The 13,617-nt window shown below is 70.7% G+C and carries 18 protein-coding genes; 10 read left to right on the forward strand and 8 right to left on the reverse strand.

Annotated elements, in window-relative coordinates; translation table 11 throughout:
• Positions 1-56 precede the first annotated feature (56 nt).
• On the forward strand, positions 57-440 hold the full coding sequence (locus A4R44_RS08270) for a PPOX class F420-dependent oxidoreductase (protein WP_067577847.1): 384 nt from the start codon (positions 57-59) through the stop codon (positions 438-440).
• 1 nt (position 441) lies between these two features.
• Here the strand turns inward: A4R44_RS08270 and A4R44_RS08275 are convergent, their stop codons facing one another.
• On the reverse strand, positions 442-786 hold the full coding sequence (locus A4R44_RS08275; RefSeq protein WP_067577849.1) for a DUF1330 domain-containing protein: 345 nt from the start codon (positions 784-786) through the stop codon (positions 442-444).
• 753 nt (positions 787-1,539) lie between these two features.
• Here A4R44_RS08275 and A4R44_RS08280 point away from each other — a divergent pair.
• Complete coding sequence (locus A4R44_RS08280) at positions 1,540-1,830, forward strand: hypothetical protein (RefSeq protein WP_198545202.1); 291 nt, start codon at positions 1,540-1,542, stop codon at positions 1,828-1,830.
• Positions 1,831-1,985: 155 nt separating this feature from the next.
• Here the strand turns inward: A4R44_RS08280 and priA are convergent, their stop codons facing one another.
• Both priA and hisH read right to left on the reverse strand, forming a co-directional pair.
• The gene (gene priA / locus A4R44_RS08285; protein WP_067578147.1) at positions 1,986-2,717 is read right to left on the reverse strand and encodes a bifunctional 1-(5-phosphoribosyl)-5-((5-phosphoribosylamino)methylideneamino)imidazole-4-carboxamide isomerase/phosphoribosylanthranilate isomerase PriA; all 732 of its coding nucleotides are present in this window, start codon (positions 2,715-2,717) and stop codon (positions 1,986-1,988) included.
• A gap of 105 nt (positions 2,718-2,822) precedes the next feature.
• Positions 2,823-3,443, reverse strand: coding sequence for an imidazole glycerol phosphate synthase subunit HisH (gene hisH, locus A4R44_RS08290; RefSeq protein ID WP_067577851.1), 621 nt, complete (start codon positions 3,441-3,443; stop codon positions 2,823-2,825).
• Positions 3,444-3,573: 130 nt separating this feature from the next.
• Here hisH and A4R44_RS08295 point away from each other — a divergent pair, with 130 nt between their 5' ends.
• Positions 3,574-3,759, forward strand: a complete 186-nt coding sequence (locus A4R44_RS08295; RefSeq protein ID WP_067577853.1) for a hypothetical protein — start codon at positions 3,574-3,576, stop codon at positions 3,757-3,759.
• Positions 3,760-3,793: 34 nt separating this feature from the next.
• On the opposite strand, the gene A4R44_RS08300 is transcribed toward A4R44_RS08295, so the two are convergent.
• Both A4R44_RS08300 and A4R44_RS08305 read right to left on the reverse strand, forming a co-directional pair.
• Complete coding sequence (locus tag A4R44_RS08300) at positions 3,794-4,684, reverse strand: transketolase family protein (protein ID WP_067577855.1); 891 nt, start codon at positions 4,682-4,684, stop codon at positions 3,794-3,796.
• Positions 4,684-5,382 carry a thiamine pyrophosphate-dependent enzyme gene (locus A4R44_RS08305; protein WP_067578149.1) on the reverse strand — a complete coding sequence of 233 codons (699 nt, stop codon included), beginning with the start codon at positions 5,380-5,382 and terminating at the stop codon, positions 4,684-4,686. Before A4R44_RS08305 ends, A4R44_RS08300 begins: the two co-directional genes overlap by 1 nt.
• A 54-nt stretch (positions 5,383-5,436) precedes the next feature.
• Between A4R44_RS08305 and soxR the strand changes: the two genes are divergently transcribed.
• Positions 5,437-5,898, forward strand: a complete 462-nt coding sequence (soxR, locus tag A4R44_RS08310; RefSeq protein ID WP_037809633.1) for a redox-sensitive transcriptional activator SoxR — start codon at positions 5,437-5,439, stop codon at positions 5,896-5,898.
• Between the two features lie 506 nt (positions 5,899-6,404).
• Positions 6,405-6,623, forward strand: a complete 219-nt coding sequence (locus tag A4R44_RS08315; protein ID WP_067577857.1) for a hypothetical protein — start codon at positions 6,405-6,407, stop codon at positions 6,621-6,623.
• Between the two features lie 49 nt (positions 6,624-6,672).
• Here A4R44_RS08315 and A4R44_RS08320 read toward each other — a convergent pair whose 3' ends face one another.
• Complete coding sequence (locus tag A4R44_RS08320; RefSeq protein ID WP_067577859.1) at positions 6,673-7,488, reverse strand: class I SAM-dependent methyltransferase; 816 nt, start codon at positions 7,486-7,488, stop codon at positions 6,673-6,675.
• Positions 7,489-7,558: 70 nt separating this feature from the next.
• Positions 7,559-8,137 carry a TetR/AcrR family transcriptional regulator gene (locus A4R44_RS08325; protein WP_067577861.1) on the reverse strand — a complete coding sequence of 193 codons (579 nt, stop codon included), beginning with the start codon at positions 8,135-8,137 and terminating at the stop codon, positions 7,559-7,561.
• Between the two features lie 195 nt (positions 8,138-8,332).
• On the opposite strand from A4R44_RS08325, the gene A4R44_RS08330 reads away from it, so the two are divergent.
• The 4 genes from A4R44_RS08330 to A4R44_RS08340 all read left to right on the forward strand — a co-directional run bounded on the left by A4R44_RS08330 (position 8,333) and on the right by A4R44_RS08340 (position 12,659).
• Complete coding sequence (locus A4R44_RS08330) at positions 8,333-10,516, forward strand: MMPL family transporter (protein ID WP_067577863.1); 2,184 nt, start codon at positions 8,333-8,335, stop codon at positions 10,514-10,516.
• Positions 10,517-10,561: 45 nt separating this feature from the next.
• The gene (locus A4R44_RS08335; protein WP_067578150.1) at positions 10,562-11,215 is read left to right on the forward strand and encodes a GNAT family N-acetyltransferase; all 654 of its coding nucleotides are present in this window, start codon (positions 10,562-10,564) and stop codon (positions 11,213-11,215) included.
• A 515-nt stretch (positions 11,216-11,730) separates the two neighbouring features.
• On the forward strand, positions 11,731-11,892 hold the full coding sequence (locus A4R44_RS47795) for a hypothetical protein (RefSeq protein ID WP_157904835.1): 162 nt from the start codon (positions 11,731-11,733) through the stop codon (positions 11,890-11,892).
• Positions 11,889-12,659 (forward strand): SDR family oxidoreductase, encoded by a 771-nt coding sequence (locus A4R44_RS08340; protein WP_067577865.1) that lies wholly within the window; start codon positions 11,889-11,891, stop codon positions 12,657-12,659. The genes A4R44_RS47795 and A4R44_RS08340 overlap by 4 nt, the downstream gene beginning before the upstream one ends.
• A gap of 42 nt (positions 12,660-12,701) precedes the next feature.
• Here A4R44_RS08340 and A4R44_RS48885 read toward each other — a convergent pair whose 3' ends face one another.
• Entirely contained in the window at positions 12,702-12,860 is a 159-nt protein-coding gene (locus A4R44_RS48885) for a hypothetical protein (protein ID WP_162836028.1), read from the reverse strand.
• Between the two features lie 17 nt (positions 12,861-12,877).
• Between A4R44_RS48885 and A4R44_RS08345 the strand changes: the two genes are divergently transcribed.
• Positions 12,878-13,615, forward strand: a complete 738-nt coding sequence (locus tag A4R44_RS08345) for an MBL fold metallo-hydrolase (RefSeq protein ID WP_067577867.1) — start codon at positions 12,878-12,880, stop codon at positions 13,613-13,615.
• Positions 13,616-13,617 lie beyond the last annotated feature (2 nt).

Raw genomic sequence — 13,617 nt, forward strand, 5'->3', positions numbered from 1 at the left:
CGGATCCGGCATGCCGACCCGCTGCCAAGGGCTGCGCCGCCGTCTACCGTAGGGCTATGTCCGAACTGGAGCGTCTCGGCGCCGAGAAGTACGTCTTGCTGACCACTTTCCGCCGCGACGGCCGCACGGTCCCGACCCCGGTGTGGATTACCCGTGACGGCGGCGAACTGGTCCTGTTCTCCGAACGCAACGCGGGCAAGGTCAAACGGATCCGCAACAACGGCGAAGTCCGGCTGCAAGCCTGCGACGTCCGCGGCCGCCGGGTGCACGGCGCCGAGGTGAACGGCACCGCCCGGCTGCTCGGCACCGCAGGCTCCGACCGCATTCGCGGGGTGATCGCCCGGGACTACGGCCTCGTCGGACGCGTGACGATGTTCTTCAGCCGGCTCCGCGGCGGGCCCGAGCGGACGATCGGGATCGCAGTCAAGCTCGCCGAGTGAGTCACCGGGCCGCTGCACGGAGCCGGGCGCCCATCGCGGCGGAATCGTGGTCCGGCCCGCAGCCCTCGGCCAGGATCACGTCGCCAACCAGGTGGTCGGTGCGCAGGTGCAGGATCTTGCGGTAGGCCGCCGACGCGTACCACTCCTCGGCGGCGGCGAAGCCGGGGAATTCGATCACGACGGTCGCGCCCGGCCAGGCGCCTTCCAGCACGCGCGTCTGTCCGCCGTGGACCAGGAACCGGCCCTCGAACGGGTCGAGCGTCGCCTGGATCAGCTCCAGGTACTCGTAGACCTCGGCGGCCACGGTTCCGGGCTGGCGCAGGTGGGCGATGGCGTAGGCGGTCATGTCCGGCTCCTCGGGTCGATTTCGTTCCTGCCGAGCAATCCTGTCCGTTCCCGGGAATGGAGTCGATTACCTGGCGGGTAATCGACTCAGCTCCCGCCCGATGCGGGCGAGTCCGGCGCGGACCTCGCGATACCGCCCGAAACGCGACCGCAGCACGGGCAAGTACCGCGCGTCGATCAGCACCGTGGCCGACACGAGCGAGCGCCGCTGCTCCATCGGGCCCACTAGTCGTCCGGCCGCTGCGAAGGCAGGTCCGTGGCCGCCGCCGACATCCGGTCGACGCGGAAAGTCCGTTGTCCCGCAAGCGTTCCAGCGATGAGATACCGGACGCCGTCCTTGTCGGCGAGGCCGTGGGGATCGGCTCACCGGCCTTGCGCCGCCGCACTGGACGAGCGCGGGCGGTTCGCGATCCCCGCCGGACCGGAACGTGGCGAGCAGCGCGCGGACGACAGTCCCGGACCGCCGGGCCCAGCATCGAGAACAACGCCAGGGACTCGGTCGCGCTCAGCCCGCTGAGGCCGGTGCGGGCCCCCGCCGGCGAGCGACCAGCCCCGCCGCGCCCGGGCTGCGGATAAACCGGGATCCCAGGCGCCGCCAACGCCTCCAGGTCGCGGCGGGCCGTGGCCACGGAGATCTCCAGTCCTCGGCCAGTTCGGCAGCGGTCACCCGGCCGCGGGCCTGGAGCAGCAGGACAGCAGCGACGAGACGGTCAGCGCGCACGGGTGCGATTCTCTCCGGCAATGTGCTCAGAAGATGAGCACTTTGGCGAAGAAGCTAGTCCCGCAACTCAGAGATGCTTCGAGGCGCTGGTACGCCGACCTTCTCGGCGTCGCGCCGTATCTGGAGTGGCGCATCGGCGACTACCAGCACGAATTCGGCATCATCCACAGCTCGTACACCACCAGCGAACTGTCCTGGACCGCCGATCTCGCCAGCGTCGGGCAGCCCGCGGGCGCGGTCGTGTTCTGGCACGTCGAGAACGTCCCCGCGGCACCCGTGAGGCAACGTTCTTGCTCTCGCCGACGCCGTGGCGTGACGGACTGACCCGCCGCCGCGACGATTCGGCCTACACCCAGCGGTACCCGCCACGACGGCCGAAAAGCCCGTGGTCACCGCGAAATCCCGCCCGAGCCCAGCTGCTGCGGAGGGCGGGCCGCAGTACCGGCGTGATTTCCGTTGCTCGCCAACGATTCCGGCGGTCAGCGGACGGCGGCGAGAGCCTCCGGCAAAGTAAAAGCACCCGCGTACAGGGCCTTCCCGACGATCGAGCCTTCGACGCCGTCCGACGCCAGCCCGGCGAGCGCGCGCAGATCGTCCACACTGGACACTCCGCCGGAGGCGATCACCGGTGCGTCGGTGCGGGCGGTGACCTCGCGCAGCAGTTCCAGGTTCGGGCCGCGCAGGGTGCCGTCCTTGCTCACGTCGGTGACGACGTACCGGCTGGCCCCGTCGCGGTCGAGCCGCTCCAGGACCTCCCACAGGTCGCCGCCGTCGGAGGTCCAGCCGCGCGCGGACAGCCGGTGCCCGGCCTCGGTGATCCGCACGTCGAGCCCGATCGCGACGCGGTCGCCGTATGCGGAGACGACCTTCGCCGTCCAGTCCGGGTCCTCCAGCGCCGCGGTGCCGAGGTTGACCCGGCGCGCGCCGGTGGCGAGCGCCGCCTCCAGCGACGCGTCGTCGCGGATGCCGCCGGACAGCTCCACCTGCACGTCGAGCCGTTTGACGACGTCGGCGAGCAGTTCGCGGTTGCTGCCCTTGCCGAACGCCGCGTCGAGGTCCACGAGATGGATCCACTCGGCGCCGTCGCGCTGCCACTGCAGCGCCGCCTCAAGCGGGCTGCCGTAGGAGGTCTCGGTGCCCGCCTCGCCCTGGACGAGTCGGACCGCCTGGCCGTCGGCAACATCAACTGCGGGAAGGAGCGTGAAAGTCACGCGCACAGCCTAAGCGGCGGGGCCGGGCGCACCTTCCGGGGGATGCTTGGCGCCTCGCGAGTGCTGATCCCGGTTCTCACCGGGGTCACCGCTCACGAGGGTTGCTCAGAGCGTGCCCAGCCAGTTGCGCAGCAGCTGCGCCCCCGCGTCCCCGGACTTCTCCGGGTGGAACTGGGTCGCCCACAGCGGCCCGTTCTCCACCGCCGCGACGAAGTCCTCGCCGTGGTTCGCCCAGGTCACCCTGGGCTGCTGCCCGGCGAGACCGGAGTCCAGTTCCCACTTCCGCGCCGCGTACGAGTGCACGAAATAAAACCGTTCGCCGGCGTCGATCCCGGCGAACAGCTGCGAATCGGCGGGCGCGCGGACGGTGTTCCAGCCCATGTGCGGGAGCACGTCGGCGTGCAGGCGCTCGACCGTGCCCGGCCATTCGCCGGTGCCTTCGGTCTCTTCGCCGTGCTCGACGCCGCGCGAGAACAGGATCTGCATGCCGACGCAAATGCCCAGCACCGGGCGTCCGCCCGCCAGCCGTTTGCCGATGATCCGGTGCCCGTGCACGCCCAGCAGCCCGCTCATGCACGCCGAGAACGCGCCGACGCCGGGCACCACGAGGCCGTCGGCTTCGAGCGCGGCATGCGGGTCGGCGGTGACTTCCGTCTCGGCGCCCGCGCGCGCGACGGCGCGTTCGGCGGAGCGGAGGTTTCCGGAGCCGTAATCGAGGATCACCACACGAGACACAACCCGAGCCTAGCCTCCCGGGCAATTTCGTTCCGAGCCCGTTTCGTTCTCGCCCCGAACGGGTATCCACCAGGCTGTGTGCGGGTGCCGCCGGCACCCCCGGACCCGGGAAGAGGACGAAATGTCCGAGTCCGATCTGCTCTGCCGGATGTTCCAAGCATGGCGGGAAGACATCGACAGCGTGCCGTTCCCGCAGTTCAGGGAGCTAACCATCCCGCTGCAGAAGACCCGCGCGGAGATCGACCGCGCGCGCCGGTTGACCGCGCGCACGGCGAACCCCGTGCGGCGCGCCGACAGCGGCTGGTGACCCCGGGCGGTCGCCCGCTGCCCGAAGTGCCTCCTCATCCGGTGAAGAATTCCTTGAGGGACAGCGCGATCGAACCCGCGTCGAGCCCGTGCACGAGATCGTGGTCGGCGAGCGTGCCGTAGATCCGCACCTCGGCGTCCCGGCGGGTGCCGAGGTTCAGCAGCCGGTGCGGCCGGTCGGCGAGCGCGTCGGCTACGCAATGCGCGGAAGTTCCCTTGAGATACGGCTCCACCAGCGCCACGTCGGCCACGCCGGGCACCGCGGCGCGCAGCCCCTCCGCGTCGAACGGGCGCACCGTCGAGGTGTAGAGCACCGTCACGTCCATGCCCTCGGCCGCCTCCAGCACCCGGTCCAGCATCGGCCCGACCGCGATCACCGCGCCGCGCGTGCCCTGGCGGATCGTCTGGAGCCCGACGCCGAGGTGCGGCTCGGAATTCTCCTGTGCGGACAACCGCAGGTAGGTCCGGCTGTCCCCGGGCACCGAATCGAGCAGCAGCCGCCGCGCCTCCTCGGGATGGCCGGGCACGTGCACATACCAGCCGGGCAGGGAATCGATCAGCGCGACGTCCCCGGGAGCCTGATGCGTGCGGCCCTCCATCGGCATGTCGTAGGAAGCGCCGTAGGACACCAGCACCGCGCCGAGTTCCTGGTGGCTGAGGTCCAGTTTGATCTGTTCGAACGCGCGCTCCACGAGGAACGCGTTGAAGGTGTGCACGATCGGCCGCAGCCCGGCGAGCGCGAGACCGGCAGCGGTGCTCACCAGCAGCTGCTCGCGGATCCCGACGTTGATCACCCGGTCCGGATGCCGTCGAGCGGCCTCGGCGAGCGCCGCGGCCGAGATGTCGGCGAGGACGATCGCGACGTCCTGGTCGGTGTTGACGATTTCTTCGGCGGTGGCCAGGAAGGTGTCCCGCATGTTCGGCATCAGTGCGCGCCTTTCGGTTCCACGACGGCGACGACCGCGAGCGGCCGGCCGGGATGAGGGGTGGTGAACGCGTCGTACAGTGCTTCGTGGTCTCGGCCGGAGACCGTGCGCACGGCCCAGCCCTCGGTTTCGAAGCGGCGCGCGATGCCGCCTGGCCAGCCGTGCGTCGAGGACTGGTTGTCCACGACCACCGTGGTCAGCGTGCCGAGCCCGAGCCGTGCGGCGACGGCGATCGCCTCGTGGTTGGAGCCTTCGTCGAGTTCGGCGTCGCCGACCAGGGTGACGATGCGCGAACGGAACCGGCGGGCGCGCAGGCCGAGCGCGGCGCCGACGGCGATCGGCAGGCCGTGCCCGAGCGAACCGCTGGAGATTTCGACGCCGGGCGCGCGGACGCGGTCCGGATGGTGCCCGAGCCGCGAACGCGCCGAACTCCAGCCGGCGAGTTCGTCCTCGTCCAGCCAGCCTTTCGCGACGAGCACCGCGTAGTACGCCATCGGCCCGTGCCCCTTGGACAGCAGGAACCGGTCGCGCCCTGGTCGCCGGGCGGTCTCCGGGCCGAGGTCCAGCACCCGGTCGAACAGCACCCACAGGACGTCCACTGTGGACTCCGCGGCCGCGTGGTGTTTGTCGTCGCCGGTCATCAGCGAGATCAGCCGGGGCAGGTCCGCGTAACCCGGCTCGTGCGTGGTCGTGGTCATGGCCTCGACCATGCAACCTCGACCAAACTGAAGGTCAAGCGCTAACCTGAAGCAATGACGAGGTTGGCGGACAAGCTGAGCATCGGCCAGGTCGCGGAACGCAGCGGAGTCCCGCACACGGCACTGCGGTTCTACGAGGAGCGCGGCCTGATCACGTCCGAGCGCTCGGCGGGCAACCAGCGCCGCTACGCGCGTTCGGTGCTGCGGCGGATCGCGTTCATCCGCGCCGCGCAACGGGTCGGGCTGTCGCTGGAGGACATCAGCGCGGCGCTGGAGACGCTCCCCGCCGACCACGCGCCGACGAAGGCGGACTGGGCCCGGCTGTCGCGCGAGTGGCAGACCGAACTCGACGCCCGGATCGACGCGCTGCAGCGGCTGCGGGACCGGTTGACCGGATGCGTCGGCTGCGGATGTCTTTCGCTGCGCAGTTGCGGCCTGTACAACGCGGACGACGAACTCTCCCGGTTCGGGCCGGGGGCCAGCAAGCTCCGTCCCGTCCTGGAGGGCGGCATCTGAATTCCGGCGCGCGCCAGCGCTTCGGTGTGGGTTGCTACGGACGGAAACGAACGAGAAAGATCGAACCCGGGTATCCCAGCGGCTGTCCCGGCACCCGCGCCACGGCCCCGGCGGGCTCGGCCTCACCCTCTCCTTCTGAAGGAATCGGTTCCCGTCCGCGAACTGCGGCAGACAGCGGTTCGCCTTTGGCGAGACAGAGACGTTGATCCGCGCCAGCCAGGGGCACAGCGTCCGCGTGGATCTGGAACTGCCGGACGCGCCGCCGCCGGAAATCCTCTTCCCCGGGACTGCGCCCGTTGAAGCGGCACGCGGAGCTTTTGCCGGCGACCCGCGAGACGGTGCGGAAGGTCGGTTCGCGGCACGGGAAACCGGTCGCGCTGACGGTGACGGCCGGGGAAATGGCCGCGCGGTCACGGGTTTCAGGTGAGCGTTTCGGCGGTTCCCGCCGAGTTTCTGGCGGTGTCCGAGTAACGCATACTGAGCGGGTCGCGCCGAAGGAGGTGGCTATGCCGGACTACACGATCGTCCAGTGCGGCCAAGGCCACTATTTCTCCACGATCTGGCTGCCCTTGGTGTCGTTCAAGGCGGTCCGGCTCGGCGATCGCCGGTTGCAGCGATGCCCGGTGTGCCGCCGTTTCCGCTCCGTCGTCCGGGTTTCCGCGGATCAGTTGAGCGCCGAGGAACTGCGCGCCGCCGAAGCGCTGAAGGACTCCAGGCTGCCGTAACCGGTCGTTTTCCCGGGATCGGGTGCGGGCGGGCGTTGCGGAGGGAGCCTCAGCCGGTTTCGGTGACGCGGCACAGGATTTCCCCGTGCGGGATCGAGAACCAGCCGTCCGGGTCGGCCGCCCACGCACGCCACGCGGCGGAGATCTCGCGGAGGTCTTCAGCGGACGCGTGCCCGCCCGCCACGGCCTGCTCGGCGATCTTGGAATCCAGGATCCGTTCCGCCCACATGCCGCCCCACCACGCGCGTTCCTCCGGGGTGGAATGGCACCAGATCGAGGCGCTCGGCGTGACGTCGCGAGCGCCCGCCGCGTGCGCCCAGGCCAGCAGCCGCCGTCCCGCGTCCGGCTCGGCACCGTTGCCGTGCGCGACCGCGCGGTACACCTCCAGCCAGCGGTCCAGCCGCGAGTCCGCCGGCCACCAGAACGCGGCGGCGTAGTCGGTGTCGCGAGCGGCGACCACACCGCCGGGCTTCGCCAGCGCCAGCATGTGCCGCAGCGCCGCCACCGGTTCGGTCAGGTGCAGCAGCACCTGGTGCGCGTGCACGACGTCGAACCGGCCGGCTGGCGGGGCCGCGGTGATGTCGGCGCGTTCGAACCGGACGTTGGACACTCCTTCGCTCTGCGCGTGCGCCCGCGCTTGCTCCAGAACGGCGTCCGACACGTCGATGCCGACGACCTCGCCCGGGGCCACCCGGCGGGCGAGGTCGACCGTGATCGTCCCGGGCCCGCAGCCGACGTCCAGCACGCTGCGCCCGGGAAGCAGCTCCGGCGCGAGGTAGGCCGCCGAATTGTCGACGGTTCGCCAAACTTGCGACCGTACAACGCTTTCCGCGTGCCCCTGCCCGTAAGCGCGATCCGAAGACATGCTTCGAGGTTAAGAGCCTCGTCCCAGATACTGCAACAGAATTCTCAGCAATTGAGACGCAGGCGAGCGCTCAGCAGACCCGGCGGCGCGGCCTGCCCAGCAGCCGCCTGCCCACGCCGATCAGCTCCTGGCGCAGCGTTTCGTCGTCCACCTCGGCCAGATCGGGCGCTCCGCCGGCCATCGCGATGCCGGTGAACGCCACGATCGCCGCCACGCGAGCGGTCACGTCCGGCTCCGGCCCGCCGGCCACGATCGAGATCAGCGCCTGTTTGAACCCTTCGACGCCGTGCCTCGACTTCGCGAGCGCCGCGTCGATGCCCGGATCGCTGGAGAACAGCGCGACCAGCACCCGGTGCCGCACGACGAGATCGACGAAACCGTCCAGCAGATGGTCCACGCGCGCACCGTGGCGGCGGTGCTTCGCCGCCTCGACGACCAGTTCGTCCAGTTCCCGGATGCCCGGTTCCGCGACCGCCTCGGTGATCTCCGACTTCGTCTTGAAGTGGTAGTACACCGCGGCCTTGGTGACGCCCAGCTCGTCGGCGATCATCTGCAGCGAGGTGCCCTCCACGCCGTGCTCCGAGAACAGCCGCAGCGCAGTGGCGAGCAGCCTGGTCCGGGTGTCCGCGACCGGTTCGACGGTCGTCATCGCGCCCTCCTCATCGAGCGGAGTGCGCTGCTCCGCAGCACATCATGGTACTTGCCGAGCGACTAGCCCGAAACTTGCCGTGCGGCTAGTCACATCCTAGCCGATCGGCTTGGCAGTCCCTTGCCGAACGGCTAGCTTCGAAAGGGCGATTCCCAGTGCGGAGAGCCCGCTTCGGGCGCGAAACGGAGACGACTCGTGGCACCCTTCCTGTACCGGCTCGGCAGGCTGTCGTTCCGCCGCCGGGCCCTCGTGGCGGCGGTCTGGGCGCTTGTCCTCGCGGCGGTGGGCGCGGGCGCGCTCACGCTGTCGGGCAAGCTGTCCGATTCGGTGACCATCCCGGGCACCGAATCCCAGCAGGCGATCGACCGGCTGGCCGAGCACTTCCCGCAGGCCGCGGCGGGCGGCGGCACCGCGCGCGTGGCGATCGCCGCCCCGGACGGGCGCCAGGTGAGCGACCCGGCGGGCCAGGCAGCCGTCGAGTCCGTGGTGGGCAAGCTGAAGTCCGCGCCGAAGGTGGCCGCGGTCGTCGACCCGTTCCAGGCGAAGTCGGTCTCCCCCGACGGCCGGGTCGCGCTCGCGCAGGTGAGCTACCAGATCAAGGGCTTCGAACTCAGCGACAGCGACCGCCAGGCGCTGCTGGCCACCGGCGATCACGCCAAGCAGCTGGGCTATCAGGTCGAGTACGGCGGCGACGCGGTGCAGGGCATCCCGGCGACCGGGGCCACCGAAGGGCTCGGCGTCGCGGTCGCGGCGGTCGTCCTGATCATCACCTTCGGCTCGCTGCTGGCCGCCGGGATTCCGCTGCTCACCGCGCTGGTCGGCGTCGGGGTCGGGATGGCGGGCATCATGCTGGCGTCCGGTTCGATGGAGCTGAACTCCAACACTCCGGTGCTGGCGTTGATGATCGGGCTCGCGGTGGGCATCGACTACGCGCTCTTCATCGTCTCCCGTTATCGGCACGAACTAGCCGAGGGCCGCGAACCCGAGGAAGCGGCCGGCCGAGCTGTCGGCACCGCTGGCTCCGCCGTGGTGTTCGCCGGGCTCACCGTGATCATCGCGCTCGCCGGGCTGACTGTGGTCGGCATTCCGTTCCTCGGCCAGATGGGCATCGCCGCCGCGGCGACCGTCGTGATCGCCGTGCTGATCGCGTTGACGCTGCTGCCCGCCGTGCTCGGTTTCGCCGGCGCCCGGGTCGCCAGCACCAAGATCCGCGTGCGCCGCCGCTCCGAAGGCCCGACACACGGCGAACGCTGGGCGCGTTTCGTTGCGCGGCACCGAGTTCCGGTGCTGCTGACCGCGCTCGTCGGACTGGCCGTGGTCGCGATTCCCGCTTTGAGCATGCAGCTCGGCCTGCCCAACGACAGCACCGCCGCGCCGGACACCACCCAGCGCAAGGCGTACGACCTGGTCAGCAAGGGCTTCGGCGAGGGTGCGAACGGACCGCTGCTGGTCGTCGTCGACACCGGACCGAACCACAACCCGGCCGCGCTGAAGCAGGCCGCCGCCGACATCGGCAAGCTGCCGGACGTCGCCGCGGTGACGCCGCCGAAGGTCAACCCGGCCGGGGACACCGCGGTGCTCACGGTGATCCCGAAGAGCGGCCCGAGCAGCACGCAGACCGAGGACCTCGTGTCCGCGATCCGCGCTCAATCCGAGCCGCTGCGGGAAAACACCGGCGGGAGCCTCGCGGTGACCGGCCAGACCGCGGCCAACATCGACGTCTCGCAGAAGCTGTCGGACGCGATGCTGCCCTACCTCGCGCTGATCGTCGGGCTGGCGTTCCTGTTGCTGATGCTGGTGTTCCGGTCGGTCGTGGTGCCGTTGAAGGCGACGCTCGGGTTCCTCGGCTCGGTGGTCGCGACGTTCGGCGCGGTGGTCGCGGTGTTCCAGTGGGGCTGGCTCACCGATCTGCTCGGCGTCGCCTCGACTGGCCCGATCATGAGCATGCTGCCGATCCTGCTGATCGGCGTCCTGTTCGGGCTCGCGATGGACTACCAGGTGTTCCTGGTGACCCGGATGCGCGAGGAACACGTGCACGGCGCCGAGCCGCAGGAAGCGATGGTGACCGGATTCCGGCACGGGGCGCGCGTCGTCGTGGCGGCCGCGCTGATCATGATCTCGGTGTTCGCCGGGTTCGTGCTGGCCGAATCGACGCTGATCCAGTCGATCGGGTTCGCGCTGGCCTTCGGGGTGCTGGTGGACGCGTTCGTGATCCGGATGACCATCGTGCCCGCGGTGATGTCGCTGCTCGGGCGAGGCGCGTGGTGGCTGCCGAAGTGGCTGGACCGGATCCTGCCGAACGTGGACGTGGAGGGCGAGGGCCTGGTCCGGGAACTCGGCACTCCCGGCGACGACGAACGCGAGCTGACCCGGGTCTGACTATTTCCGGTGCTTTTCGCCGGCGCCGGTTCGTACCCTGATTGCATGATCGAGGAAACGGTACGGGCCTGGGTGGCTGGATGGGCGCTGTCGCGGGCGACGCCGACGCCGATCGAGCAGCCGTGGGGGCTCTACGTGGAGGTGCCGGGCAATCCTGCGGAAGCGGGCAGGCATGTCCTGCCGGAAGCCGAGGAATCGCTGGTCCGCGCCGCCGCCGGGGCGGTCAGCGAACCTCGGACGTGGCTGAAGACGCTCGCCGAACCGGAGGCGATCGAGCCGTGGCTCCCGGACGGCTGGGTGGTCGGCTGGGAGCACACCGGGCATCTGATGGCGACGGATCTGCTGGCCACGGACCCAGTGGCACCGGAGGGTTACACGGTGACCGTGGAGACCAGCGGGGCGGTCACGTTCTTCCGGGTGCTGGACGCGGCGGGCGAGCAGGCGGCGAAGGGCCAGATGGCAGTGGTCGGCGACGCGGTGGTCGTGGACCGGGTGGCGACCGAGGAGGCGCACCGGCGGCGCGGCCTTGGCGGCTTGGTGCTGCGCACCATCGCCGACCGCGCGCTCGGCGAAGGCGCGGTGTTCGGCGTTCTCGCGGCCAGCGATGCCGGACGTGCGCTGTATGAGACGTTGGGCTGGAAGAAGCACTCGACGCTGTCCGCGGGCATCTATCAGCCGTTGGCGACCGCCGCTTCCTAGACCAGCGCGCATGATCCGGCATCGGCGGGGTGCGCGAGCCGGGCGGCTACGGCCGGTGCCGAGGGAAGAAGCCAGACCGGGCAGGACTGCGTTGCGGGCTGGTGCTCGTGTGCAGGCGCATCAAGGCGGTATGCGGCCGGGCCGATGGCGCGCCGATTCCCGCTCCGCGATGCGGACGGGAGATTGGTGGCGCGGGCTTCGGGGCCGTCTCTCAGCGAGCGGGATTCGCCTCAGCGATCCGGACCCGCGCCGCGACGAGCGGGACCGAACAGCACCAACCTCACCGAAGCGGACCCGCGCCGCGACAAGCGGGACCGAACAACACCAACCTCACCAAACCAAACCCCCGCCGCCACGAACGGGACCAAACAACACCAACCTCACCAAACCAAACCCCCGTGGCTGCGCGGGCGTTCGCGCGGGTCGTCGCTGCCGAAGCAGGCCGCCCAGGTGTCGTCGCGGTCCGTGTTCCGGATACCGTGCCGGGCGAGGAGTCCGACAGCAAGGAGCGAAGCATGGGACCTCGCGTGCCGAGTCTGCGCGGCAGGCGGCCGGGCGGGCGGGCGGCGGCATGTCCGGACTTCGCCCTCGGCTCGTTCCGGATCGGCCGCGCCGGAGCGGGGTCCCGGCTGTGGCGCCCGGCCCGCGCCGCCGGAGTTTCCGAGGCGCCGCGATGAGCCACCCGGTTTTCGATGTTCGCGGGAAAGTCGCCCTGGTCACCGGATCCAGCCGCGGCCTCGGAAAAGCGTTCGCCCACGGCCTCGCCGAAGCGGGCTGCGTCGTCGTCCTCAACGGCCGGGACCCGGCCGCGGTGGACGAAACCCGCCGGGCGATGGTCCGCGACACCGGCGCGACCGTGCTGGCCGAAGCGTTCGACGTCACCGATCCCGATGCGGTCGCCGCCGGCCTCGACCGCATCGAACGCCGCGCCGGCCCGCTCGACATCCTCGTCAACAACGCCGGCGTGCAGCACCGGGCCCCGTTCACCGAATTCCGGACCGAAGACTGGCACCGGATCCTGGAAACCAATCTCAGCAGTGCGTTCCTCGCCGGCCGGGAGGCCGCCCGCCGGATGACCGCGCGCGGCCGCGGGAAAATCGTGAACATCTGCTCGGTGCAAAGCGAACTCGCCCGCCCCGGCATCGCGCCCTACACCGCGGCCAAAGGCGGGCTCAAAATGCTCACCAAGGGCATGTGCGCCGACCTCGGCCCCTCCGGAATCCAGGTCAACGGCCTCGCCCCCGGATACTTCGACACCGAACTGAACGCCGCGCTGGTCGCCGACGACCAGTTCAGCGCGTGGATCCGGACGCGGACCCCGGCCGGGCGCTGGGGCAGGGCCGAGGACCTCGTCGGCACGCTGCTGTTTCTTTGCTCGCCCGCGTCGGATTTCGTCAACGGTCAGATCGTCTGCGTCGACGGCGGGATGACCTCCGTCCTGTGAGCCGGGGCTCCGCCGGTTTCCGGGACCGGACGCGGTCGGCGCTCAGCTGACGAGCCAGGCGATGGCCCCGCCGATCGCCAGCACCGCCGCGATGCCCAGCACCACGGCGAAGAACTTCGCGGTCTTCCACAGCGAGTAGACCCCGCCGGCCAGGAAGCCGCCGAGGGCCAGCAGCAGGACCGCGATCAGCTCTTTGCTCACAGGGGTTAGCGTGCCACATGGCTTTCACCGTGACGGTACTGGGCAGCGCGACGCCGTACCCGCGCCCGGACGCCCCGTGCTCCGGGTACCTGGTGCGCCACGAGGACACCGCGGTCTGGCTCGACGCCGGGCCCGGCACCCTCGCTGCCCTCCAGGAACACGTCTCGCCGGCGGAACTGGACGCGATCTGGATCTCGCATCTGCACGCGGACCACGTCGCGGATCTGTTGCCGGCGGTGTACGCACTGTTGTTCGCGGATCTGCGCCCGCGGCGGCCGATCCCGCTCTACGGCCCGCCGGGGACAGCGGCGCGGATCTCCGCGTTCCTGAGCAACACCGGCCGCGCGCCGATCGAGGAGGCGTTCGCCGTCCGGGAACTGCACGACCGGCATCGGACCCGGGCCGGCGGGCTGCGGCTGGAGACGGTGGCCGTGTCGCACGGGTTTCCGGCGTTCGGGGTGCGGATCACCGACGGGGAGCGGACTTTCGCGTACTCCGGGGACACCGGGCCGTGCGCGGCGCTCTCGGCGTTGGCGAAGGGGACGGATCTGTTCCTGTGCGAGGCGGACAGCATCGAGCCGTCCGCAGAACACCTGACTCCGGCGGAAGCGGGCCGCGCGGCTGCCGGAGCCGCACGGCTGGTGCTCACGCATCTGGGCCACACGGTCACCGCACGCGACGCGGTTCGCCTTGCCGCCGAACACTTTCCCGGTCCGGTGGCTTACGCCGCGCCGCGCACGGTGTTCCGCGTGTGAAC

Source organism: Amycolatopsis sp. M39 (genome assembly GCF_001651785.1).
Lineage (GTDB): Bacteria > Actinomycetota > Actinomycetes > Mycobacteriales > Pseudonocardiaceae > Amycolatopsis > Amycolatopsis rubida.